Annotated in this window: 18 protein-coding genes; 11 read left to right on the forward strand and 7 right to left on the reverse strand. The window is 67.5% G+C overall.

Features of this window, described 5'->3' with window-relative positions:
* The first annotated feature begins 16 nt into the window (after nucleotides 1-16).
* The 3 genes from CDO44_RS17220 to CDO44_RS17230 are packed head-to-tail and all read left to right on the forward strand — an operon-like array spanning nucleotide 17 to nucleotide 2,656.
* A complete protein-coding gene (locus tag CDO44_RS17220; RefSeq protein ID WP_087781512.1) occupies nucleotides 17-688 on the forward strand; it encodes an RraA family protein in 672 nt (223 codons plus the stop codon).
* Between the two features lie 7 nt (nucleotides 689-695).
* A complete protein-coding gene (locus CDO44_RS17225; protein WP_233146243.1) occupies nucleotides 696-1,697 on the forward strand; it encodes a ketopantoate reductase family protein in 1,002 nt (333 codons plus the stop codon).
* 32 nt (nucleotides 1,698-1,729) lie between these two features.
* Nucleotides 1,730-2,656, forward strand: a complete 927-nt coding sequence (locus CDO44_RS17230; protein WP_087781513.1) for an AraC family transcriptional regulator — start codon at nucleotides 1,730-1,732, stop codon at nucleotides 2,654-2,656.
* Between the two features lie 6 nt (nucleotides 2,657-2,662).
* Here CDO44_RS17230 and CDO44_RS17235 read toward each other — a convergent pair whose 3' ends face one another.
* Both CDO44_RS17235 and CDO44_RS17240 read right to left on the reverse strand, forming a co-directional pair.
* Nucleotides 2,663-4,972 carry a molybdopterin-dependent oxidoreductase gene (locus CDO44_RS17235; RefSeq protein WP_087781514.1) on the reverse strand — a complete coding sequence of 770 codons (2,310 nt, stop codon included), beginning with the start codon at nucleotides 4,970-4,972 and terminating at the stop codon, nucleotides 2,663-2,665.
* Between the two features lie 27 nt (nucleotides 4,973-4,999).
* Nucleotides 5,000-5,458, reverse strand: coding sequence for an Lrp/AsnC family transcriptional regulator (locus tag CDO44_RS17240; protein ID WP_087781515.1), 459 nt, complete (start codon nucleotides 5,456-5,458; stop codon nucleotides 5,000-5,002).
* 204 nt (nucleotides 5,459-5,662) lie between these two features.
* Here CDO44_RS17240 and metC point away from each other — a divergent pair, with 204 nt between their 5' ends.
* From metC to CDO44_RS17275, 7 genes are all read left to right on the forward strand, one after another.
* Nucleotides 5,663-6,865: a cystathionine beta-lyase gene (gene metC, locus CDO44_RS17245; RefSeq protein ID WP_087781516.1), complete on the forward strand. Its 1,203-nt coding sequence runs from the start codon at nucleotides 5,663-5,665 to the stop codon at nucleotides 6,863-6,865.
* Nucleotides 6,866-6,919: 54 nt separating this feature from the next.
* The gene (locus CDO44_RS17250; RefSeq protein WP_087781517.1) at nucleotides 6,920-7,855 is read left to right on the forward strand and encodes a 4-hydroxy-tetrahydrodipicolinate synthase; all 936 of its coding nucleotides are present in this window, start codon (nucleotides 6,920-6,922) and stop codon (nucleotides 7,853-7,855) included.
* Nucleotides 7,856-7,874: 19 nt separating this feature from the next.
* Nucleotides 7,875-8,654, forward strand: coding sequence for an SDR family oxidoreductase (locus CDO44_RS17255; RefSeq protein ID WP_087781518.1), 780 nt, complete (start codon nucleotides 7,875-7,877; stop codon nucleotides 8,652-8,654).
* Nucleotides 8,655-9,023: 369 nt separating this feature from the next.
* On the forward strand, nucleotides 9,024-10,028 hold the full coding sequence (locus CDO44_RS17260) for a tripartite tricarboxylate transporter substrate binding protein (RefSeq protein WP_087781519.1): 1,005 nt from the start codon (nucleotides 9,024-9,026) through the stop codon (nucleotides 10,026-10,028).
* Between the two features lie 15 nt (nucleotides 10,029-10,043).
* Nucleotides 10,044-11,303: a D-amino acid dehydrogenase gene (locus tag CDO44_RS17265; RefSeq protein WP_087781520.1), complete on the forward strand. Its 1,260-nt coding sequence runs from the start codon at nucleotides 10,044-10,046 to the stop codon at nucleotides 11,301-11,303.
* 123 nt (nucleotides 11,304-11,426) lie between these two features.
* On the forward strand, nucleotides 11,427-13,601 hold the full coding sequence (glgX, locus tag CDO44_RS17270; protein WP_087781521.1) for a glycogen debranching protein GlgX: 2,175 nt from the start codon (nucleotides 11,427-11,429) through the stop codon (nucleotides 13,599-13,601).
* A 148-nt stretch (nucleotides 13,602-13,749) separates the two neighbouring features.
* On the forward strand, nucleotides 13,750-15,636 hold the full coding sequence (locus CDO44_RS17275; RefSeq protein ID WP_158213321.1) for an ATP-binding protein: 1,887 nt from the start codon (nucleotides 13,750-13,752) through the stop codon (nucleotides 15,634-15,636).
* Nucleotides 15,637-15,755: 119 nt separating this feature from the next.
* Here CDO44_RS17275 and ppa read toward each other — a convergent pair whose 3' ends face one another.
* From ppa to hemC, 5 genes are all read right to left on the reverse strand, one after another.
* Nucleotides 15,756-16,292, reverse strand: coding sequence for an inorganic diphosphatase (gene ppa / locus CDO44_RS17280; protein WP_087781523.1), 537 nt, complete (start codon nucleotides 16,290-16,292; stop codon nucleotides 15,756-15,758).
* A gap of 72 nt (nucleotides 16,293-16,364) precedes the next feature.
* The gene (locus tag CDO44_RS17285; RefSeq protein WP_087781524.1) at nucleotides 16,365-17,660 is read right to left on the reverse strand and encodes a heme biosynthesis HemY N-terminal domain-containing protein; all 1,296 of its coding nucleotides are present in this window, start codon (nucleotides 17,658-17,660) and stop codon (nucleotides 16,365-16,367) included.
* 2 nt (nucleotides 17,661-17,662) lie between these two features.
* Nucleotides 17,663-18,820 carry a uroporphyrinogen-III C-methyltransferase gene (locus CDO44_RS17290; RefSeq protein WP_087781525.1) on the reverse strand — a complete coding sequence of 386 codons (1,158 nt, stop codon included), beginning with the start codon at nucleotides 18,818-18,820 and terminating at the stop codon, nucleotides 17,663-17,665.
* Nucleotides 18,817-19,644: a uroporphyrinogen-III synthase gene (locus CDO44_RS17295; RefSeq protein ID WP_087781526.1), complete on the reverse strand. Its 828-nt coding sequence runs from the start codon at nucleotides 19,642-19,644 to the stop codon at nucleotides 18,817-18,819. Before CDO44_RS17295 ends, CDO44_RS17290 begins: the two co-directional genes overlap by 4 nt.
* Before the next feature lie 6 nt (nucleotides 19,645-19,650).
* Nucleotides 19,651-20,574 carry a hydroxymethylbilane synthase gene (hemC, locus tag CDO44_RS17300; protein ID WP_304528378.1) on the reverse strand — a complete coding sequence of 308 codons (924 nt, stop codon included), beginning with the start codon at nucleotides 20,572-20,574 and terminating at the stop codon, nucleotides 19,651-19,653.
* Nucleotides 20,575-20,822: 248 nt separating this feature from the next.
* Between hemC and ppc the strand changes: the two genes are divergently transcribed.
* Nucleotides 20,823-23,666, forward strand: a complete 2,844-nt coding sequence (ppc, locus tag CDO44_RS17305; protein WP_087781527.1) for a phosphoenolpyruvate carboxylase — start codon at nucleotides 20,823-20,825, stop codon at nucleotides 23,664-23,666.
* The last annotated feature ends 90 nt before the right edge of the window (nucleotides 23,667-23,756 follow it).

Below are 23,756 nucleotides of genomic sequence, written 5' to 3' on the forward strand. Positions count from 1 at the left end.
GCCCTGAGGACGCTCCATGAAACCAGGCTTTTGCATCCATCCCGCCCCGCCCGCCCCCGCATCCGGGATCCTCGACGCGATACGGGGCATACCGACCCCGAATATCTCGGACAGCCTGGGCAAGCTCTTGCCTGCCGGGACCGCGCTCAAGCCGCTGCACCGGGGCGGCGGCATGATCGGGCCGGCCGTCACGGTCAGGACGCCTCCCGGCGACAACCTGATGGTCTACAAAGCCATCGCCAGCGCGAGGCCCGGCGACGTCCTGGTCGTGGACGCGGGAGGCGTGCTGGAGCAGGCCATCGTCGGTGAAATCATGACCGCCTGGGCGTGCAAGCGCGGGCTGGCCGGGATCGTCATCCATGGCGCCGTGCGCGACATCGATTGCATCGCCGAATCGGAGTTCCCGGTCTATGCATGCGGCTATACCCATCGGGGCCCTTACCGGGACGGTCCCGGCGAGCTCAACGTCGCGGTATCGCTGGGCGGCATGGTGGTGCAGCCGGGAGACCTGGTGGTGGGCGACCGCAACGGCGTCGTCGCGATTCCACGGCAGCAGCTGGAGTACGTCGCCCGCACCGCGCGCGCCATCCAGCAACGGGAGGAACAAGTGGTCGCGCAGATCGAGGCCGGCGCCTACGATCACACATGGATAGACGAGGCCCTGATCCAGCGGGGCTACGAGCTATGAGGCCGCCATGCGCACACTGGTGATCGGCGCCGGCCCCATCGGCACCTACCTGGCGGCGAAGCTTGCCGCTGCGGGCGTCGACGTCATGCTGCACGGACGCGGCCCCATCTTTCGCGACATCGAGGCCCATGGCGCGCGGCTCGCGCGGCAGTCCGGCACGCAGACGCAGACGATAGCCCTGCGGTGCAGCGCCGTGCCGCCGGACGCGCGCAACTGGGAGATGGTGGTGTTCGCCGTCAAGGCCCAGGACCTGCCGGCCGCGGCGCGCCAGTTCGCCCGCCACGTCGAGGATGCTCGCATCGTGCTGCCCCAGAATGGACTCCCCTGGTGGCAGTTCCTGGGCACGGCCGGTCATCCCTTGCGATTGCGCTCGGTCGACCCCGATGGCGATGCCGAACGCGCCCTGCCCCTGGAACGCATCGTGGGCTGCACCGTCACCAAGGGCTTATCGTTCCGTCCGGATGCAACGCTGGTGGAAGCCGTCGTCGCCACCGACCAGTTTGCCGTGGGCGATGTGCTGGAAGGCTCGCTGGCGGCGGAGCGGCCGGCCGACTTGCTGGCCCACTGCGGACTTCCGGTCAAGCTCGCCGCCGATATCCGCCTCGAGAAGTGGCGCAAGCTGCTGATCAACGTCGCCTTCAATCCGCTGGGCGCCATCTCTCATCTCGGCTTCGGACAGGTCCTGGACGACGAGCAGGGAGAATGGCTGGCCGGCCAACTGATGGGCGAGGCTTTGCAGATAGCGCGGGCCTGCGGCCTGTCGGCGGCTGTCGACGTCGAGGCCGCCTTTGCGCGGGCACGCAGCAGCCGCCTGCACAAGACCTCCATGCTGCAGGACGTGGAAGCCGGACGCCCCCTGGAGCTGGATCCCATCCTGGGCGTCCTGCTGGAACTGGCCGCCCATCATCAACTGCCGGCCCCCACCCTGCGCGTCGTCTACGCCTGCCTGCGGCTGATCGGCCTGGCCCTCGTAGAAGGCCCTATTCAACGCCGCCCGCGAAAGGCATAAGCTGAGGCGATTCCTTCTCGGAGTTGCTCTCGATGGGGACGAAGACGATACCCACCTTCTCGCTTGCCCAGAAGCGCTTCTGCTGGGAAGGAGTCGGCATCCGCAGCACCGAATCCGCCGAGCGCAACATGCCCGCGCACCGCCACAGCTTCTTCCAGATTTTCTTCGTCGCGTCGGGCAGCGCCGTCCACGACATCGCGGGAAGAATCGTCCAGGCCAGCGCCGGCCACATTTTCTTCGTCAGCCCCTACACGATCCACCAGGTCGTCTTTCCCGAAGACGCCGAATGCTACGTCCTGTACTTCGACGCCCCCTTCCTGCGGCGAGGATTCTCCGTTTCCGAAATAGCCGCCCAGGACTCCCAGCTGTATGCGCTCCCCGAACTGGCTCCGTTCGTGTACCAGCGTTTCTGCACCTACGAGCTCGACGCCGAGGCAACACAGCAGATGCGCGAGCGCTGCGAGCGGATCCGTGCCGCCTGCGAGCGCAAGGGCATCCTGGACCAGGCGGAGGTCAGGGCCGAACTGACCCTGCTGCTGACGACCGTGGCCAGGCGCTACAGCGATGAATTCAAGCGGATCGACAAGTCCAATGCCGTCGCGCCTTGCCTCGACAAGCGTGCCCGCGCCGCGCTGAGCTTCCTTCAAGAGAACTTCGACAGGCCCTTGACGCTCTCGGACGTCGCCGAGAAAGTACACCTGACCGGCACCTATCTCACTCACCTGCTCAAGCACGAGACGGGGAAGTCGTTCAAGCCGCTGCTCGACCAGATCCGCCTGGAAAACTCGAAGAACCTGCTGGCCTACACCGACATGCCCTTGCAGAAGATCGCGATCTCTTCAGGCTTCCTCGATCACGCGCATTTCGCCAAGCGATTCAAGGCCTATACCCGCCTGACCCCGGCCCAGTTCCGCCGGCAGAAGCGCCGCCTCGAGCCGCCGCCCGAGGTGGGCGCGTGACCGGCGTCATGCTTGCGCCGCCAGCTCGGGCACCTCGAACGCCCGCACCGCCGGCGCCTCGCCTTCCCACTTGCGGATGTCCACGAGCGCCGACAGCGCGCTGGGAGCCTGGGCCAGGCGCGAAGTGCCGACGTCGACGGTCAGCACGTTGGGATTGCCGTGCCGCTCCAGGTCGACGCCCTCGGGATCGAACCATGCGCCGGTGGACATGATCGCCACGCCGGGCATCACGCCGGCGCTGACCACGGCCGCCGCGACGCAGGCCCCGCGGTCGTTGTACACCTTGACCAGGTCGCCATGCGCAATGCCGCGGCTGGCGGCATCCACCTCGGACATGTGCACGCGTTCGCGTCCGTGGATCTTGCCCGCTACCGAGACCGAGCCCGCATCCAGCTGCGAATGAAGCTTGTCCCCGGGCTGCGAGGTCACCAGGTGCAGCGGAAAGCGGACGGCCGCCTCGGCACCCAGCCATTCCACCGGCTCGACCCAGGACGGGTGCGGCGGGCAGTCGTCGTAGCCGAAACCGGCGATGCGCTCGGAATAGATCTCGATCTTCCCCGAGGGAGTTTGCAGCGGATGGGCCTCAGGGTCGCGGCGGAAGTCCTCGAACAGGACGAATTCGCGCGAAGGCTCGGGCAGCTCCAGGTAGCCGGCCTCCCAGAATGCGTCGAATGCCGGCGCGTCGAAGCCGCCGTCGCGCCAATTCCTGGCCAGGTTGTCGTAGATATGGCGCAGCCACTGGAACTCGTCGCGGCCTTCGGTGAAGGCGGCTTCGTGGCCTGCCATGGCGGACAGTTCACGGTAGATGTCGAAGTCGTTCCGGCTTTGCGCATGCGGCGCCAGTGCCCGGTGCATGGCCAGCACGAAGCGGTCGCGCGACGAGCCGCCGATGTCGTTGCGTTCGAGCGTGGTGGTGGCGGGCAGCACGATGTCGCCGCGCCTCGCGGTCGGCGTCCACCAGCTGTCGTGCACGATGATGGTTTCGGGCCGGCTCCATGCGCGCATCAGCCGGTTCAGGTCCTGGTGGTGGTGGAAAGGGTTGCCGCCGGCCCAGTACACCAGCCGGATGTCCGGATAGGTATCGCGTTTGCCGTTGAACTCGAAGGGCTCGCCGGGTTGCAGCAGCATGTCGGCGATGCGCGCGACGGGGATGGAGCGGCCGGTCGGATTGCGGCCCGCGCTCATCTCGGGCGCGGCGACGCCGGGCCGGGGATTGCCCACCCCGTTCATGGACCCGTGGCCGAACGCGAACCCGCCGCCGGGCAGGCCGATCTGGCCCAGCGCCGCCGCCAGCGCGATGACCGCCCAGTACGGCTGCTCGCCGCGATGGGCGCGCTGCAGCGACCACGTGCAGCTGAGCAGCGTGCGCGTCCCCGCCGCCCGGCGGGCGAGATCGCGGATCTCGCCCGCCGGGACGCCGCACACGCGTTCGGCCCATTCCGCATTCTTGGCGATGCCGTCGGTCTTGCCCAGTACGTAGTCGGCAAAGCGGTCGAAACCGGCGCAGTGGGTGCGGACGAAATCGGCGGCGTGGCGCTGCTCGGACACCAGCGTGTGCACCATCGCCAGCATCATGGCGGTATCGGTGTTGGGCCGGATGGGTATCCAGCGCGCCGCCACGCCTTCCGGCACGTCCGCGCGCGTGGGACTGACCACGACGAACTCGATGCCGGCGCGGCGGGCGCGCTCGAGCCACTTCGGCGCCGAATGCTCGCCCGCGCCGCCGGAGGTGATCTGCGTATTTCGCAGCGGCAGGCCGCCGAAGGCGAGGAACAGCCGGGTATGCGCCTCGACGCTCTTCCAGTCGGTGACGCGGCCGGTCACCGGCGCATACGTGCCGATGACGTGCGGCAGCAGGAACTGCGCCGCGCCCCAGCTGTAGTTGCCGGCCTGGTTCACGCACCCGCCGCCGGCATTCAGGAAGCGGTGCGTGAGGGTACGCGCGTGATGCAGCCGGCCCGCCGACGACCAGCCATAGGATCCGCCGAAGATGGCGGCATCGCCGTGCTGCGCGCGCACGCGCGCCAGTTCGTCGGCGACCAGCCTGAGGGCGACGTCCCACTCCACCTCGACGAAGGGCTCCGTGCCGCGGGCCGAGCCGTCGGCCGCGCCGCGGTCGCGCAGCCAGCTCCGGCGCACCGCCGGCCGGGCGATGCGCAACGGAGAATGCACCATGCCCGGCATGGATTGCAGGATCGCCGAAGGCGCGGGGTCATGGGGAAACGGCTCGCAGGCGCGCAGCCGGCCGTCTTCGACCACGGCGGTAAAGGCTCCCCAGTGCGACAGCGAGGGATAACGTTTGGTCTCTGCAGGCATGGCACAGCTCTTGGTTGATAGGCAAGGTCACGCGTAGTCCAACGGCAGCGCCGTCGTGTACTTCAGTTCTTCCATCGCGAAACTCGAACTCACGTCGAACAGTTCCACGACCTGTATCAGCTTCTTGTACACCATATCGAAGCCCTGGATGTCGGGCACCACGACCTTGAGCAGGTAGTCGATCTCGCCGCTCATCCGGTAGAACTCCACCACCTCGGGCATGTCGCGCACGCCGGCGGCGAATTTCTGCAACCACTGCAGATCGTGATGATTGGTCTTGACCGCCACGAACACCGTCACGCCCACGCCCAGCTTGCGGTTGTCGAGCAGGCATACCTGCTTGCGGATCACTCCTTCCTGGGTCAGGCGCTGGATGCGCTTCCAGCACGCGGTAGGCGACAGGCTGACCCGCTCGGCGATCTCGTTGACCGAAAGCGTGGCATCCTCCTGGAGGATAGAAAGAATATTGCTGTCTTTTTTATCCATGGGAAATTGATCACTATTCTAGACATTGAACGATAAATAATTTTCCCATTTTCTGACAAAAGCGAGTCCATTAAGAAAAAAAATTAATGCGCCTCGCCCCTACACTTTCCCTACGCTCGCGCCGCATCCGACGATGCCGCGCACGGCCGACGAGGCGCGGCGCGAAAGGCCGCTCGCCACATGAATTCGAGGACAGCAGCAGCAATGAAAGAAAAGACCAGACTGGTCACCGCCGGCAGGCACCCCGAGCGTTTCGCCGGGCTCGTGAACACCCCCGTCTTCCGAGGATCGACGATTCTTCACGGATCCATGGCCGAATGGGAAGACAAGAAGAAACGGCGGGCCGCCGACGAAGCCGGGGCCAGCACCTATGGCCGCTTCGGCACGCCTACCCACCATGCGCTGGAGGAGGCCATTGCCGAACTGGAGGGCGGATACCGCTCGCAGGTGTACCCCTCGGGCCTGGCGGCCTGCGCCACGGCGCTGACCTCGCTGCTGGCCGCCGGCGATCACGTGCTGCTGACCGACAGCGCCTATTCCCCGACACGCACCTTCCTGACGCGCGTGCTGGGACGGTTCGGCGTGGAAGCCACGATTTACGACCCCACCGCGGGCGCCGGCATCGAAGCCTGCATGCGGCCCAATACCCGCGTGGTGTACGTGGAATCGCCGGGTTCCGAGACCTTCGAGATACAGGACATCCCCGCCATCGCGGCCGTGGCGCATCGTCACGGCGCCAAGGTCGTCATGGACAATACCTGGGGCACGCCGCTGTTCTTCAAGCCGTTCGAGCACGGCGTGGACGTTTCCATCCAGGCCGCCACGAAGTACATCGTCGGCCACTCCGACGCGATGCTCGGCATCGTCACCTGCACGCAGGAAACCTGGCCGCTGATCAAGCGCACCACGCAAGACCTCGGCCAGACCGCCGGTCCGGACGACGTATATCTGGCGCTGCGCGGACTGCGCACGATGAACGTGCGCCTTGCCCAGCACTGGAAGGCCGGCGTCGAGGTCGCCTCCTGGCTCGAAACACGGCCCGAGGTCGAGAAGGTCCTGCACCCCGCATTGCCCAGCCATCCCGGCCACGCGCTGTGGAAACGCGATTTCAAGGGTGCGAGCGGCCTGTTCGCCGTCGTTCTGAAACCGGCCTCGCCCGCCGCGGTGGAAGCCTTCATCGACAGCCTGCAGCTATTCGGCATCGGCGTCTCGTGGGGCGGCTACGAAAGCCTGGTCATCCCTTTCAACCCCTCGGGAGACCGCACGACGGCCGAATGGCCCTACACCGGCCAGGCGCTGCGCCTGCACATCGGCCTGGAGGATCCGGCGGACCTGATCGCGGACCTGGAACAGGGCTTTGCCATGCTGGCCGAGGTCGAATCGGCCCCCGTCGCCCGCCGGGCCTGATCGCGCCCGACCCACGGAGTATCATGTAACAGTTATTCAATTGGTGGAATCGCAATGGCTAAGATGAAAATCGAAGGGTCGTTCGTCGCCCTCATCACCCCCTTCAACAGCGACGGCAGCGTCGATTTCGAGGGCTTTCGCACGCTGCTGAAGTTCCATGAGGACAACGGCACCGCGGCCGTCCTGATCATGGGCTCGACCGGCGAGGTCTCGATGCTGTCGCAGCAGGAACGGCAGCAGATCATCGCCGAGACGGCGAAGATGAAGACCGGGAAGATGAAGTTCTTCTACGGCTGCACCGGCAACAACACGGCCACGACCATCGACTACCTGCGCTTTGCGCACGCCAACGGCGCCGACGGCGCTATCCTGGCCGCGCCGGCGTACATCTGCGGGTCGGAATCCGATATCGAGGACTACTTCCTGGAAGTGGCCGACGCCACCGACCTGCCGCTGGGCATCTACAACAACCCTCCCCGCGTGAAGACCGACCTGCACTGGGACAACCTGCTGCGCATCTTCAAGCATCCCAACTACGTGGTGCACAAGGAATCGACCACGCGCGTGGGACAGGTCGCGCAGGTGCTGCGCGCGCGTCCCGACGTGGCCGTGATGTGCTGCGACTCGCCCAACCTGGGCCTGGTCGTGCCCACCATGAGCCTGGGCGGCCACGGCACGGCCAACATGACCGGCAACATCGCGCCCGCCGAGATCGCCGTCATCTCCAAGCCCTGGAAGACGCCCGAAGTGTCTGAGAGCTTCCGCGACATGTATCTGCACATGCTGCCCATGCTGCACTTCTCGTACTCGGCCATCAATCCGGTCGCCATCAAGTCGCTCATGAAAGCGGTTGGCCTGCCCGCCGGCGAGCTGCGCAAGCCGCTCAAGGGCCTAGCGCCCGAGGCACTGCAGAAGGGCCTGCGCGTCGTGCGCGAGCTCGAGCTCGACAAGAAATACGGCTGGAGCTCGCCCGAGCTGAAGTCGCTCTGACCGGACGGGGACACGATCCATGGACCTCGGCATCCAAGGCAGGAAGGCGCTGGTGTTCGGCGGCAGCCGCGGCATGGGGCGCGCCTGCGCGCTCCAGCTGTCGCAGGAAGGCGTGCACGTGACGATCGCCGCGCGCACGCTCGCGACGCTCGAACAGGCAGCGGCCGAGATCACCGCGCAGACCGGCAATCCGGTGACGGTCGCCGTGGCCGACATCACCACCGAAGCGGGCAGGAATGCGGCCTTGGCCGCCTGCCCCGCGCCCGACATCCTGGTGAACAACGCCGACGGCCCGGCGCCCGGCGATTTTCGCAAGTGGACGCTGGATGACTGGCACCAGGCGCTGGATTCGATGATGCTCGGCCCCATCGAGATGATCCGCCGCACGGTGGACGGCATGATCGACCGCAAGTTCGGCCGTATCGTCAACATCGTCTCGCGCAGCGTGAAGACGCCGCAGATCGAGCTGGGCCTGTCCAACGGCGCGCGCTCGGGGCTGGTGGGTTTCGTGGCCGGGCTGGCGCGCCAGACGGTGCGCCACAACGTCACGATCAACAACCTCTTGCCCGGCGTGTTCGCCACCGACGCGCAGCGCCGGCACATCGAAGGCATGCTGGAGGATACCGGCAAGACCTTCGAGCAATTGTGGGAAGAGCGCGGCAGCAACAATCCCGCGGGACGCTACGGGCGGGCAGAAGAACTGGGCGCGCTGTGCGCGTTCGTCTGCTCGGCGCATGCGGGCTATATCACCGGCCAGAGCCTGTTGATCGATGGCGGGGGGTATCCGGGAACGTATTGAGCCCCCCCTACGCGCTTACGCGCGCCCCCCAGGGGGCGATGCGGGTGGACCGGCGGAGCCGGATGCACCGCATCCTGGGTCTAGTACCGCTCTCTTGGTTTGGGGCACCTGTGCTTCGCTGGCTGCCAGCGGCAGCAACGATGTGGCAATTGGAGAAAGCCGTGCTGGATCCAGGGCGCCGCGGATCCGGCTTTGCCGGTCCGCCAGCGCCGCCCCTTGAGGGGCGCGGCATGAGCCGCGCGGGGTGGGTTTCCCTTTGCCGGAGGAGACGAAAAACCGGCTTGGGCCAGTAGGAACCGGAGCATTTTCTAATAACCGAAAAATATATAGAAAACGGGGACAATTCTGTTTTCGCATATGGGGAAAATCATGAACCGCTACACTCGCCGTAATTTCCTGAATACCGCCCTGGCGGCCGCCGGTCTGGCCGGCGCTGCAGCCGTTGCCGCACCGGCCTTCGCGCAGGGGGACTATCCGACGCGTCCGATCACCATTGTCGTTCCGCATGCTCCGGGCGGCGCGGTCGACAGTACGGCCCGGCTGTTCGCCGACAAGCTCAAGGACGAGCTCAAGCAATCCGTCGTGGTCGAGAACCGCGCGGGCGCTTCGGGCATGATCGGGGCGGCCTATGTGGCGCGCGCCGAGCCCGATGGCTATACGCTCTACTTCAACGCTTCCATCCACGCCATCAACCCGCTGCTCTACAAGAAGAACATCAAGTTCGACGCGGTCAAGGATTTCGCGCCGGTCAGCATGCTGGCCCAGGGCGCGCTGATTTTCAGCGTGAACCCCCACGTCCCCGCGAACAGCGTGCAGGAGTTCGTTTCCAAGCTCAAGGCCGATCCGAACAAGTACACCTTCGTCACCAGCGGCTTCGGTTCGGCCGGCCACCTGGGCGCGGCCCAGTTCCTGCATGAAGCCAACCTGACCGGCGACATCCCCATCGTGCTGTACAAGGGCGCGGCGCCCGCGCTGCAGGACCTCGTGGGCGGGCAGGTCTCGGCCATGATGGATCCGATGCTGTCTTCGCTGCCGCACGTGAAGGCCGGCAAGCTGCGCGCATTAGCCGTCACGGGCCGCGAACGCAGCCCGCTGCTGCCCGACGTGCCGACCATGCGCGAATCAGGATTCAAGGACTTCGAGTTCTATTCCTGGTATGGCCTGTGGGCGCCCGCCAAGGTGCCGGCCGCCATCGTGAAGAAGCTCGACGCCGCGTCGGCCAAGATCATGGCCACGCCCGAGATCAAGGACCGCCTGGCCTCGCTCGGCTTCGAATCGGCCTACAAGAACTCGGCCGACTTCGCCAAGTACATCGACTCGGAAATGGCGCGCTACCAGAAGATCATCGACGCGGCCCACATCACCGTCGAATAAGTACGCATAGCACTCATGAAGGTACTCGTGCTGGGCGCCGGCGTGGTCGGCGTCGCTACCGCCTATTACCTCTGGAAGGACGGCCACGAAGTCACCGTGGTCGACCGCCAGTCCGGCCCGGGCCGGGAAACGAGCTATGGCAACGCCGGCGGACTGTGCCCCAGCTTCGCCGGCCCGTGGGCCGCGCCCGGCATGGTATCCAAGGTGCTCAAGCTTTCGTTGCAGCGCAATTCGCCCATCCGCTTTTCGCCGCTGCCCGAGCCGCGCAAGGTCGCATGGGTGCTGCAATGGATGCGCAATTGCAACGCCGATCGCTTCCGCGTCAACAAGCTGCGCATGCAGCGCGTGGCGCATTACAGCCTGCGTTGCCTGCGCGAGATCGCGGCGAACGAAGCGCTTCCTTCCTTCGACTTCCACGAAGGCGGCGTGCTGCAGCTCTTCCGCACGCCGGCCGAGCTCGAACTCGGCCGGCTGTCGGCCAAGGCGCTGGAGGAATATGGCGTGCCCTGGCGCATTCTTGCGCCGGACGAGATCGACTCGGTGGAACCGGCCATGCGCCGCAGCTCCGTTGAGATGTCGGGCGCCCTGCACCTGCCGGCGGACGCTTCGGGCGACAGCTATAAATTCGCGCAGGGACTGGCGGCCTTCCTGCAGCAGCGAGGCGTGGCGTTCCGCTACGGCGTGCGCATCGAATCGCTTGCGCGCGCGGGCGACGCCGTCGGCGCGGTCCGTACTTCGCAAGGCGACCTGCACGCCGATGCCTATGTCGTCGCACTGGGCAGCCATGCGCCGTTCCTGCTGCGCCCGCTGGGCCTGCGTCTGCCCGTCTATCCCCTCAAGGGCTATTCCATCACCGTGCCGGTGTCCGACCCTGCCGCCGCGCCGCGCATGGCGGTCATGGACGAACACAACAAGATCATGATCTCGCGGCTGGGCGACCGCATCCGCGCCGCCGGAATGGCCGAGCTCACCGGCTATGGGCTGGCCCTGGACCCGGCGCGCCGGGAGTTGCTGACGAACGTCGTACGCGAGCTGTTTCCGCAGGGCCTCGCATGGGACCAGGTGGAATTCTGGGCCGGGCTGCGGCCCATGACGCCCGACGGCCCGCCCATCCTCGGCCGTACGCGGTGGCGCAACCTGTTCCTGAACAGCGGCCATGGATCGAACGGCTGGACGCAGTCCTGCGGCACTTCCAAGGTCGTGGCCGATATCGTGGCCGGACGCGCGCCCGACATCGACCTGGACGGGTTGACGGCGGAACGCTTTCACGCATGACCGGGGCCGCGATGCGCGGCCTTGGCGCTCCTACCTTTTTCGCTTACTTTTTTTACCTCGCGTAGGAGACGCCCGCCGGCGGCTGTTGCATGCTATGGGCCGGGTCACTGCGGAAGAACCAGCATGGCAAACGGGCAATATCGGCTTGCCGAGGGTCACCCCTACCCTCTAGGCGCGACTTGGGACGGAAAGGGCACCAATTTCGCGCTGTTTTCCGCTCATGCCACCAAAGTCGAACTCTGTCTGTTCGATTCCGATGGCCGCGAAACAGAACGGATAGAGCTGCCGGAATTCACCGACGAAATCTGGCACGGGTATCTGCATGGCCTGCCGCCAGGCACGCTGTATGGCTACCGGGTGCATGGCCCCTACGCGCCGGACGAAGGCCACCGGTTCAATCCCAACAAACTCCTGCTCGACCCCTACGCCAAGGCACACGCCGGGCAGCTGCGCTGGGCGCCGGAAGTCTTCGGCTACCGCATCGGCGACCCGGATGCCGACCTGTCGTTCGACGAGCGGGACAGCGCCCCCTTCGTGCCCAAATGCCTCGTGGTCGACACGGCCACCGGCGAGCGGCCGGACCGGCTGCGCGTGCCCTGGGACCTGACCGTCATCTATGAACTGCACGCGGCCGGCTACACCAAGCTGCATCCGGCCGTACCGCCCGAATTGCGCGGCACCATCGCGGGACTGCAGCAGCAGGAGGTGGTCGACTACATACGCAGCCTGGGCGTCACCTCGGTCGAACTGCTGCCGGTGCACACCTTCGTCAACGACAACCACCTGCTCGAAAAAGGATTGACCAACTACTGGGGCTACAACACCCTGGGCTTCTTCGCCCCCGACCCGCGCTATTTCGCGGGCCATCCGGTGCAGGAATTCACGCGCATGGTGGACCGCTTCCACGACGCCGGGCTGGAGATCATCATGGACGTGGTCTACAACCACACCGCCGAAGGCAACGAACTCGGGCCGACGCTTTCGTTCAAGGGCATCGACAACGCGTCCTACTACCGGCTGCTGCCGGACCAGCCCCGGTACTACATCAACGACACCGGTACGGGCAATACGCTCAACCTCAGCCATCCGCGGACCTTGCAGATGGTCACCGACAGCCTGCGCTACTGGGCGACCGAAATGAAAGTCGACGGCTTTCGCTTCGACCTGGCCACCATCCTGGGACGCGAGGCGCACGGCTTCGACGAGGGGGGCGGTTTCCTCGACAGTTGCCGGCAGGACCCGGTGCTCTCCAGCGTCAAGCTGATTGCCGAGCCCTGGGATTGCGGCCCGGGCGGCTACCAGGTGGGCGGTTTTCCGCCGGGCTGGGCGGAATGGAACGACCGGTTCCGCGACACTGTCCGCGGTTTCTGGAAAGGCGATGCGGGCACGGCCGCCGACTTCGCCACGCGCATCACCGCATCGGGCGACAAATTCAACCGGCGCGGACGCAAGCCCTGGGCCAGCGTGAATTTCATCACGGCGCACGACGGCTTCACGCTGAACGACCTGGTGTCCTACAACGACAAGCATAACGAGGCCAACGGCGAGGACAACCGCGACGGCCATTCCGACAACCGTTCCTGGAACTGCGGCGCGGAAGGCCCCACGGACGATCCCGCGATCCAGGCCTTGCGCGAACGCCAGAAGCGCAACATGCTGGCCACCCTGCTGCTGTCGCAAGGCACCCCCATGATCCTGGCTGGCGACGAATTCGGCCGGACCCAGCGCGGCAACAACAACGCCTATTGCCAGGACAACGAAATCAGCTGGGTGGACTGGGAGGGAATCGACGAGGCCGGACATGCCCTGCAGGAGTTCGTGCGCAAGCTGACCTACCTGCGCCGGCGCCTGCCCGTGCTGAGGCGCAACCGCTTCCTGACCGGGGAATACAACGAGGCGCTGGCGATTACCGACGTGCAATGGCTGTCGCCCGCCGCCACGCCGCTGACGGCCGAACAGTGGGCGGACGACGCCATGCGCTGCTTCGGCATGCTGATCGACGGCCGCGCCCAGGCATCGGGCATCAAGCGGCCCGCCTCGGATGCGACGCTGCTCCTGGTTTTCAACGCCCACCACGACGCCGTCAACTTCACACTGCCCGACGTTCCGGGCCCCGACGCGTGGACCTGCCTGCTGGACACCAACATGCCCGTGCGCGAAGACCTCCCCGTCTTCAACGCCGGCGAGGTCTACCAGGTCACGGCCCATTCCCTGCTGCTGTTCGCGCTCGAGGCCAAGGGCGCCTCCGCCCGCGTACTGGCCAATATCGAGACGCGCCTGACCGATTCCACCGAGTAGATCCAATCGGTCCCGCGGCTTGAGCAGGCTCACGAGGAGATTCCCAGCACAAAACGAAGTGGGTACAATGCGGCCCGGCCGCAACAAGTAACCCTTTATTTCAATTGATACCATATTCCCGATGTCGGCTGACCGAGCGAGCCTCCAAGTGACCGATGCCGGAGCCTTTTCCCCCAAGCCTGTTGCCGTACGGCCGCGCATACGCGGGCGAGGCCTGATCTACGGGCTCTCCGCCCTGGCCCTCCTGGCCTGCTCGGTCACCGGAGGGCTCCACTGGCCGATCGCGCTTCCCCTCATCGCCACCCTGGTGGCCGGCGCCATCGTCCTGCCGCTGCGAGAATCGACGCTGCTCGCGATGGCCGCCGTGGTCTTCACCTCGCTGCTGGATTTCTGGAGCTGGGTCGTAGGCCCGCTGCCGCTCATCTGGCGCATGCCCGAGGTCCCGGCGGCCCCGTTGTTCGCCGTCACCGCCCTGCTGTCGGTCGCCATCGTCCATCTCTGCCTGTCCGCCGCCCAGGCGGCAACCGAGGACGCGGCGGCCCGCGCGGCGCAATCGCCGACCAGCCGGCCCGCCTCGCGCCTGGAACCGCTGCTGGATGCCCTGCCCCACGCGGTGGCCATTGCCGACGCCGGCGGCGCGCTGACCTACGCGAACGGCCCTTATCTCGCCCTGCTCGACAAGCCCTCGTCGGTCGCGCTGGGGCGTACCCTGGCCGAGCTCTGGCCCCGCCGAGCCGCCTCGCTCCTCGCGCCTCCCATGGAGCAATCGTCGCACGGCAAGGCAACCAGCTTCCGCCTGCCGTTCACCACCCCGGACAACGTCAAGCGCGAGTTCGACGTGTTTCTTTCGCCTCATGGCGACGGCCAGGGCGGCGCGCACGCGACGCTCATGATGCTGGTCGACGTGACGGACGCCGTGCGCGCCAAGCACGGGCTGATCGAACGGGAGTCGATGTACAAGGCCGTAATCGAGCACGCGCCGATCGGCATCCTGAGCCAGGTCGACGGACTGCTGATCTACGCGAACCCCGCGGCGCTGCTGATGCTGTCGGCGGACTGGTCCGGGCGCGCCATCGGCAGGCCGTTTTCCGACTTCATCATCGAGCGGGACCGTGAAAAGGTCCGCCGCCGCATCGACGAACTGGCCCAGGCTCCCGGGTTCGCGGAATTCAAGCCCTACCGGCTGGTCGCGCTCGACGGCCAGAAGCGGGACGTCGAACTGGCGGCGATCAGCGTCACGCGCGACGGCAAGCAGCGCGTGGAATTGTTCTGCGTCGACGTCACGGAACGCCGCCTGACCGAGGACAAGATACGCCAGTTGAACGAAACGCTGGAATTGCGGGTGGCCGAGCGTACCGCCGAGCTCGAGGCCTTCACCAGCTCCGTCAGCCACGACCTGCGCGCGCCAGCCCGACAGATCATGTCGGCGGCCGACATCATGCTGCGCAAGAGCGGGCAGCCCGGCAGCGACCTCAAGCCCATGCTGTCCGCGCTGCTGACCACCGCCGAGCGCATGAACCGCACCATCGATGCGCTGCTGGAGCTCTCGCGCCTGGGACGGGCCGGCATCGTGCCCTCGCTGTGGCCCCTGGGCACCATGGTGCAGGAGATCCGTTCCGAATTGACCGCCAGCCTGGGCGACCGGTCGATCGCCTGGCGCATCGACAACCTGCCGCGGGTCTTCGCCGATCCGCACCTGATCCGGCTGGTGATGGTGAACCTGCTCGACAATGCGATCAAGTTCACACGCTACACGCCCAGCCCGCTGATCGAGATCTGGGCCGACGAATACGAGCAGACCATCGCCATCAACGTGCGCGACAACGGCGCCGGATTCGACATGCGTCATGCGGGCAAGCTGTTCACGATGTTCAGCCGCCTGCACTCGAACCGCGATTTCGAAGGCACGGGCGTCGGCCTGGCGCACTGCCGCCGCATCGTCGAACGCCACGGCGGACGCATCGTCGCGCATGGCGAGCCGGGCAAGGGCGCCACGCTACGCTTTACGCTGCCGCACGAACCCCATCCCGCCTGAAGGCCGCTGCGCCGCCGGCCGCGCTTGTCGAGCATAAAAAAACCTCCCGCGACGGGGAGGTTTTGCATCGAACGGCGCTCGCCTCGCGGAGCGCCTCCGGGGCAACACGTCCCCCGGTCTTACTTGCCGGCCTGCTGGTAGCGGCCGATGCTCTGCGTGATCTCCTGGCGGGCCGCGTCGGGGCCGTCCCAGCCCTTGACCTTGACCCACTTGCCCTTCTCCAGGTCCTTGTAGTGCTCGAAGAAGTGCTGGATCCGCAGGAGGTATTCGGGGGGCAGGTCTTCGGGCTTCTGCCAGTCGCGGTAGATCGGCAGGATCTTGTCGACCGGCACGGCCAGCAGCTTGGCGTCGCCGCCCGCTTCGTCGTCCATGTTGAGGATGCCGATGGGGCGGCAACGCACGACGGCGCCCACGGTGACCGGATGAGGCGTGATGACCAGCACGTCGACGGGATCGCCATCGTCGGACAAGGTCTGCGGCACGTAGCCGTAATTGCACGGATAGTGCATGGCGGTCATCATGAAGCGGTCGACGAACAGCGCGCCGGTTTCCTTGTCGACTTCGTACTTGATCGGATCCGCGTTCATCGGGATCTCAATGATGACGTTGAATTCTTCCGGCGCCTTTTTGCCGGGACCGACTCGATCGAGATTCATAACTGCCTGGGAGGTTGAGAAAATTACTGGACCGGCCGCGCGGGGCGGCCGGCATGGAGATTCCGGCCGGCGCTACAGCCCGGCGGCGCGATCGGGCGCGACGGCCTCCTCGCTTTCGAACTGCGGGCGCGACGCCGCGGCGCCGAACAGCACCGTGTCGTCGGCCTTGAGCACCGGCACGCCTATCATGCCTTCGGTCGCGAGCCGCCAGTGGCGCACGGCCTCCACGGCGCGATCGGTGCGGTCGTACAGGCTGGCCAGCAAGGCGTGCGTGCGGGAATCGTCGCGCTCGCTCAGGCTGCGCTCCAGGTACCGCTGCGCCGGCCCCCACAGGCGGCCGCACAGGCACAGCGTGCCGAGCGACTGCAGCAGGTCGGGATCGTTCGGGTGCTCGCGCAGCCAGCCTTCGGCCTTCTCGAGCCGAGGCTGGATCTGCTCGGGGGTGCAGCGGGCATAGGCCTGCAGCAGGGCCGGCGTCAATTGCGCATCGAGCGCGGCCTCGAGGATCCTGCGGGTGCGCATCTCATCGCCATCGGCCTCGAAAACGGCGGCGCCGGCCAGCGCGACTTCGGGCAGGATGCGCTCGTCGTCCTTCAGGTCTTTCCAGATCGCCCGGCGCGTGGCGGCATCGCTGGCCGAACGCAGCAACTCGGCCGCCGCGGTGGCGATCATGCGGTTGCTGGCGGCAGGATGCAGCGCATTGCGCTTGGACAAATTGCGCGCCAGCTTCAGCACCTCGGCCCAATGCCCGAGGTCGCGATGCGCGCGCAACGTGAGCCGCAGCGAGTGCATGTGCCGCGGACCGCTTTCATGCAACTGGGACAACAGCGCCAGGGCTTCTTCGGGGCGCTGCTGATCGAGGAGCATGTCAGCCTCGACGATGGCGACGGCGGGCTTGAGCGCGGTGTCGGAGCCCGCCGCTTCGCGCGCCTGCGCGAGCAGCGTGTCGCGCCGGGCGAACTCCTGCATGGCGTGGGCGGCGCGGGCCGCCGACAGGTTGGCCAGCACCCGGCGCGAAGGCACGTCGGTCTGGCCCGCCACGCCGCTCATGTCGGATTCGGCCTTGGCATAGCGTCCCTCGAGCAGGTTGATCCAGCCCCGTTCGAGCAGTTCCTGCTGCTGGGCGAGCGCCCGGCGCGCGCGCCAGCGGCGTACGCGCACCGGCAGGTCCAGCGTCCAGGAGATGGCCCGCAGCGCGGCGTACAGTGCCGCGAATAGCACGAGCAGGATCAGCGCCGCCAGGCTGGCCGACAATTCCACGCGATACGGCGGCAGGAGCAGCGCCACATTGCCCGAGTGATAGCGCAGCCCCACCGCGAGTCCGACGGCGGCCACCAGCAGCAGCAGGGTCCAGAACCAGGTGCGCATGCTTACCTCTGCACGCCCGGAGCCGCGCTGCGCGGCAGGACCGAGCGCACCGCGGCCAGGCTGTCGTTGAGGCTGGGCAGCTCGATGGAAATATCGGTCTCGCGGATCTGCTTGAGCAGCGCCATGGCGTTGCGCGTGGCGGGCGCGGCGGGATCGAAATAGGCGGGCAAGGCCTGGGCGACGGCGTCGAGGTCGGCGCGCCATGCCTGCTCCTGGCGCGACAACAGGGCCAGGCGGGCATTGAGCAGGCGCAGCTTGAGATTCTCGCGCACCATGCTGCCTTGCTCGGGCGATACCAGCAAGGCCTCGGGCTTGTCGATGCGGCGGATACGGATCAGGTCACGCATGTCGTCCATGAAGCCGTCGCGCAGCGGCCCCCACCAGGCGAAGGCGCGCTTCCACCAGGACGCGTCCTCGCCGGCCGGCGGCTCGGCGGCCGGCGCATCCGGCGTCGCAACGCCGTCGGCTTCGTGGGCCGGCTGCACGCTGGCCAGGAGCGGAAGCCGGTCGAGCAGCGCGATCAACTGGTCGATCTTCACCACCAGGCCGGAGACGTCGATGGACGGCAATCCCCGCAGGCGTTCGAGGTCCTGGGCGATGGCGCGGCGCACCGCGGTGAATTGCGGGCGGTCGGCGCGCGCCAGGCGGGCATCGGCCACCTGCAGCGCGGCGATCGAATTCTGCACGTTGCCCGCCAGTTGCAGTTGCTGCGCGGCGATGGACAAGGCCTGCTCGACCTCGATCAGCGTCCATTCGTCCTCGCCGCGCGACAGTTCCTGGTAGAGCTGCTCGAGCGCGGCCTGCTGGCTCTGCGACTCCAGGACCTTGGATTCGAGCACGGCGAGCTTGTCGGTATTGCCCTGGGCGACCGACAGCGCCTGGCGCGCCCTGGCCTGCGCATCCCGCGCGAAGGAATCGATCTCGTTGAAACGGCGGGCCGATTCGCGGCCGATGGCATCGACCAGCTGCTGCTGGCGCCACAGGGCTGCCGCCAGCACCACGATCACGATCAGCGCGAAGGCGAGCACGGTGCCCAGCCAGGGGAAGGAGCGATTGGCCCTGCCCTTGGAAGCGCGGCTGAGGCGCTCGGTTGCGGAACGGGAATCGTTGGGCGCAGGCCCCTGAGCGGAAGCGGGAGATGCGTTCTCGGATGCAGTCATGACACCGATTCTATCGCGGCCAGGATTTCCTCATCCCTGGGCGCGCAAGTTTGTAACATTGGCGGGCCGCCGCGGCCGTGCGCCGCCTGGGCGACCACCGATATTAAATGCCGGGCGATCCGCGGATGGGTTGCAATGAGGCGACAATCCGCCCACCAGGCGAGCAGGCCGTGAGGCGCGAGTTGCGCCCGGATGGCGTCCACTCCTTCGGCGCTGGTCAGCAGCCAGGTTGCCGGCTGCCCTTGCCGGGCCAGCGTGCGCAGCGATTCGATCTGTGCCGGCGTCCATGCCTGCGGCCGGCGGCGATAGGCGGCGTACACCGTCAAGGCGGTGCCCGATTCGCGCAGGCGCGCCGCCAGCCAGTTGCGGCCGCTGCCCTGGTCGCCGTGGCCGCCGCGGACGATCAGCGCCCTGGCGGGGGGCGCCTGGGCCGAGAGGACCGCCCACAGCGCTTCGGAATCGAATTGCGGGCTGTCGGCCGGCGGCTGCAGCAATCGCGGCGCGGCGCCGAACGCCGGATGCTCGCGCAAGGCCCGGGCGCTGGCAGGGCCGACCACCGCCGCGGCGCAATGCGCCGGCCAGGACCAGCCCGGGCCGCCCGTCGCCCGCCATTTGTCGAGGAACACGCGGACGGCGTTGCCGCTCACGAACACGACGAGGTCGAAGTCCGCCGGATCCGGCGCGGCGCCTTCCTGCGGCGTCAGGCACAGCGCGGGCAGGTCCAGCACCCGCCATCCGCGCGCCGCCAGCGCCTGTCCCAGGACGCCGTTCTGCCCCTGCGGGCGGGTCAGGATGACGGTCGGCACGGGTGACGGAGCCGGCATGGCGGCTCAGCCCAGGGTAGCGAGTAGATCCGCCGCGCCGGCCTGCAGGAGTTCTTCGGCGACCGCCAGGCCGAGCGCCTCGGCCTGCGCGGCGGGTCCGACGCGTTCGGCGCGTATGATGCGGCTGCCGTCGGGCATGGCGACCAGCGCGCGCAGCCGCAGGGAATCCCCTTGCGTCTGCGCATAGGCGGCCAGCGGCACCTGGCACGATCCACCCAGCCGGCGCGACACCGCGCGCTCGGCCAGCGCCTGGGCCATGGTGGGCGCATGGGTGAGCGGCGCCAGCACCGCGCGCAGGTCATTGCGGTCGGCTCGTATTTCTATGCCCAGCGCGCCCTGCCCGGCCGCCGGCAGGCTGTCCTCCGGCGCCAGCAGCATGCGGATCCGGTCGGTCAGGCCGAGGCGCCGCAACCCGGCCGCCGCCAGCACGATGGCGTCGTACTCCCCGCGATCGAGCTTGCCGAGGCGGGTCTGCAGATTGCCGCGCAGCGGCTTGACCTGCAGCTGGGGATGGCGCTCACGAACCTGGGCCTCGCGGCGCAGGCTGGACGTGCCGACCACCGCTCCGGGCGGCATCTCGGCCAGACTGCCGTAGCGCTGCGATACCAGCGCATCGCGCGGGTCGTCGCGCTCGGTGACCGCGCACAGCGCGAACTCCGGCGCCAGGTCGACCGGCACGTCCTTGAGCGAGTGCACGGCGAGGTCGGCGCGGCCGTCGTGCAGCGCCGCTTCCAGTTCCTTGACGAACAAGCCCTTGCCGCCGACCTTGGACAGCGTGCGGTCGAGGATGCGGTCGCCGCGCGTGGTCATGCCGAGCACTTCGACGGTGCAGTGGGGGTACAACGCACGCAGCCTCGCCTGGACGTGCTCGGCCTGCCACATGGCCAACTGGCTTTCGCGCGTGGCGATGATCAAACGGTCGGTATTCAACGAGGGAGTCTCTGATTGGATGCGGACGGGCTTCCGCGCATGCGGCGCCCCCCTTCGGAATTATAGAAGTATTCGATACGCGGCAGCTTTTCATCGCCGGGCCGCCTCAAGATGAAAAGCGTCCCCTCGGGGGGCAGCGCAGCCGCGACGAGGCAAGCGTGGGGGCATTTTTCATGGCATGCTTGTCCTGGCGCCGCACGGCGCCTTTTTGCAGCAGCCGACTCCAACGACAACACGCGCGACGCTCCATGACCTCCTCGCTTCACGATCCCGACCTACCCCTCCGCAACGACATCCGACTGCTGGGCCGCCTCCTGGGCGACGTGATCCGCGCCAGCGAAGGCGCTGGCGTTTTCGACACCATAGAAACCGTACGCCGCACGGCCGTGCGTTTTCGCCGCGACGGCAACGCCACCGACGGACGCGCCCTGGAAAAACGTCTCAAGCAACTGGCGCCCGACGAAACCAACTCGGTGGTGCGCGCCTTCACTTATTACCTGCACCTGGCCAATATCGCCGAGGACCGCGACCAGAACCGGCGCCGCCGCGCCAGCCTGCTGCAGCAGGACGCGCCCGCGCGCGGCAGCCTGCAGGACGCCGTGGCCCGGATGCGGGCGGCCGGCATCGGCCAGGCGCGGATGCGGCAACTGCTGGATGACGCGCTGATCTCGCCCGTGCTGACCGCGCACCCGACCGAGGTCCAGCGCAAGAGCACGTTGGACGTGCACAAGGAAATCGCCCACCTGCTGCAAGGCCGGGATGTTCCGCACACCACGGAGGAGGCCTTCGAGCAGACGCTGGCGCTGCTGGGCCGGATCACGACACTGTGGCAGACGCGCATGCTGCGCAATTCCCGCCTGACCGTGGCCGACGAAATCGAGAATGCGCTGTCTTATTACCGCAGTACGTTCCTGGCCGTGATCCCGCAGCTCTATGGCCATCTTTCGCGCCTGCTGGGCCGCGAGCCCGGCGATCCGTTCGGTCCCCAGCCCGGTCCGCTCAAGGCCTTCCTGCGCATGGGCAGCTGGATAGGGGGAGACCGCGATGGCAATCCCAATGTCGACGCGAATACGCTGAACCTGGCCTTGCTGCGACAGAGCACCACGGCCTTCGAATACTACCTGGACGAGACGCACGCGCTGGGCGCCGAGCTTTCCATGAGTTCGCTGCTGACTCCGGCGTCGCAGGCGTTGAGCGCGCTGGCCGAGCAAGGCGGCGACGTTTCCGAGCATCGCCGCGACGAACCCTATCGGCGCGCCCTGATCGGCATCTACGCCCGCCTGGCCGCCTCCGCCCGGGCCCTGACCGGCCGCGAACTCGCCCGCCGCGAGGCGCCGCCCGCGCAGCCCTACGCCGAGCCCGGCGAATTCGCCGCCGACCTCGCCGTGATCGCCGCCTCGCTGGACGGCCACCATGCCTCGCCTGTGGCGCGCCTGCGCCTGTCGGCCCTGCGGCAGGCGGTGGACGTGTTCGGTTTCCACCTCGCCACCATCGACCTGCGCCAGAGTTCGGACGTGCACGAGCGCACCCTGGCCGAACTGTTCGCGCGCGCCGGGGTGGAAGCCGACTACGCCGCGCTGGACGAACCCGCGCGCATCGCGCTGCTGCGCCGGGAATTGGCCGAGGCCCGTCCGCTGGTCTCGCCATGGATACGCTACAGCGAGGAAACCACCCGCGAACTGGACATCTTCCGCGCCGCGGCCCTGGCCCGCCAGCGATTCGGCGCGCAGGCGGTGCATCATGCCATCGTTTCCCATACGGAAACCGTGAGCGACCTGCTGGAGGTGCTGGTGCTGCAGCAGGAGACCGGCCTCATCGCGCCGGGCAGCGGCGCCGGCGCCAAGCATCCGCCCGCCGACGGCGAGGGGCTGATGGTGGTGCCTTTGTTCGAGACCATCCCGGATCTCGCCAACGGCCCCGGAATCATGGCGCAGTTCCTCGACCTGCCCGAGGTCAAGGCCCGCGTCAGGCATGCCCAGCGCGGCGTGCAGGAAGTCATGCTGGGCTACTCCGACAGCAACAAGGACGGCGGCTTCCTGACGTCGAACTGGTCGCTCTACCAGGCCGAACGCGCGCTGGTCGAAGTCTTCAAGGCGCGCAAGGTGCGGCTGCGGCTGTTCCACGGACGGGGCGGCACGGTCGGGCGCGGGGGCGGCTCCAGCTTCGACGCCATCCTGGCCCAGCCGCCGGGCACGGTGGCCGGACAGATCCGGCTCACCGAGCAGGGCGAAGTCATCCAGAGCAAGTACAAGGACGCCGACATCGGGCGCTGGCACCTGGAATTGCTCACCGCCGCCACGCTGGAGGCCAGCCTGGCCGACAGCACCGAGAGCGCCTCGGCCGAGGACGCGCTGTTCGCCAGCTACGGCCCCACCATGGACAGGCTGTCGGAAACGGCGATGCGCGCCTATCGGGCCCTTGTGTACGAGACGCCCGGCTTTGCCGAGTACTTCTTCGCTTCAACGCCGATTTCGGAAATCGCCGAGCTCAACATCGGTTCGCGGCCGGCATCGCGCAAATCCACGGGCCGCATCGAGGACCTGCGCGCCATTCCGTGGGGCTTCTCGTGGGGGCAGTGCCGTCTGCTCCTGCCGGGATGGTACGGCATGGGCTCGGCGATCGACGACTACCTGCGCAACGGCGAAGGCAACCGGCGCGACCGCATCCAGCACCTGCAGGCCATGGCGCGCGACTGGCCCTTCTTCCGCACGCTGCTGTCCAACATGGAAATGGTGCTGGCCAAGACGGACCTGGTCATCGCGTCGCGCTACGCCCAGCTCGTCCCGGACACCGCGTTGCGCAAGCGCATATTCGGCGCAATCAGCGACGAATGGAAACGGACCATGAGCGCGCTCAAGCTGGTGACCGGCCAGCGGCAATTGCTCGCCGACAACCCGTCGCTGGCGCGGTCCATCCGCGATCGCATCGCCTACATCGATCCGCTCAACCACCTGCAGATCGAACTGATCCGCCGCTACCGCGCGGGCCGGGGCAAGAGCGGACGCGCCAGGACCGATCCGGCCGGGCGGACCCAGAACGGCATCCACCTGACCATCAACGGCATCGCCGCCGGCTTGCGCAACAGCGGCTGACGTGGAGAACGGACGGGCCGCCGCCTGCGCGGCCGTCCTTCCGCCCCGGGACTCGGTGCCGGCCATCTCGGGACATCGAGCTGCCGGCGC

Source organism: Pigmentiphaga sp. NML080357 (assembly GCF_002188465.1).
GTDB lineage: Bacteria > Pseudomonadota > Gammaproteobacteria > Burkholderiales > Burkholderiaceae_B > Pigmentiphaga.

Coding starts and splice junctions, on each gene's coding strand:
- CDO44_RS17255 (WP_087781518.1), top strand. CDS start 7,875: ATGGACCTCGGCATCCAAGGCAGGAAGGCGCTGGTGTTCGGCGGCAGC.
- glgX (WP_087781521.1), top strand. CDS start 11,427: ATGGCAAACGGGCAATATCGGCTTGCCGAGGGTCACCCCTACCCTCTA.
- CDO44_RS17295 (WP_087781526.1), bottom strand. CDS start 19,644: ATGCCGGCTCCGTCACCCGTGCCGACCGTCATCCTGACCCGCCCGCAG.
- CDO44_RS17220 (WP_087781512.1), top strand. CDS start 17: ATGAAACCAGGCTTTTGCATCCATCCCGCCCCGCCCGCCCCCGCATCC.
- CDO44_RS17265 (WP_087781520.1), top strand. CDS start 10,044: ATGAAGGTACTCGTGCTGGGCGCCGGCGTGGTCGGCGTCGCTACCGCC.
- ppc (WP_087781527.1), top strand. CDS start 20,823: ATGACCTCCTCGCTTCACGATCCCGACCTACCCCTCCGCAACGACATC.
- CDO44_RS17240 (WP_087781515.1), bottom strand. CDS start 5,458: ATGGATAAAAAAGACAGCAATATTCTTTCTATCCTCCAGGAGGATGCC.
- CDO44_RS17225 (WP_233146243.1), top strand. CDS start 696: ATGCGCACACTGGTGATCGGCGCCGGCCCCATCGGCACCTACCTGGCG.
- CDO44_RS17230 (WP_087781513.1), top strand. CDS start 1,730: ATGGGGACGAAGACGATACCCACCTTCTCGCTTGCCCAGAAGCGCTTC.
- CDO44_RS17260 (WP_087781519.1), top strand. CDS start 9,024: ATGAACCGCTACACTCGCCGTAATTTCCTGAATACCGCCCTGGCGGCC.
- CDO44_RS17250 (WP_087781517.1), top strand. CDS start 6,920: ATGGCTAAGATGAAAATCGAAGGGTCGTTCGTCGCCCTCATCACCCCC.
- CDO44_RS17285 (WP_087781524.1), bottom strand. CDS start 17,660: ATGCGCACCTGGTTCTGGACCCTGCTGCTGCTGGTGGCCGCCGTCGGA.
- CDO44_RS17235 (WP_087781514.1), bottom strand. CDS start 4,972: ATGCCTGCAGAGACCAAACGTTATCCCTCGCTGTCGCACTGGGGAGCC.
- CDO44_RS17290 (WP_087781525.1), bottom strand. CDS start 18,820: ATGACTGCATCCGAGAACGCATCTCCCGCTTCCGCTCAGGGGCCTGCG.
- metC (WP_087781516.1), top strand. CDS start 5,663: ATGAAAGAAAAGACCAGACTGGTCACCGCCGGCAGGCACCCCGAGCGT.
- ppa (WP_087781523.1), bottom strand. CDS start 16,292: ATGAATCTCGATCGAGTCGGTCCCGGCAAAAAGGCGCCGGAAGAATTC.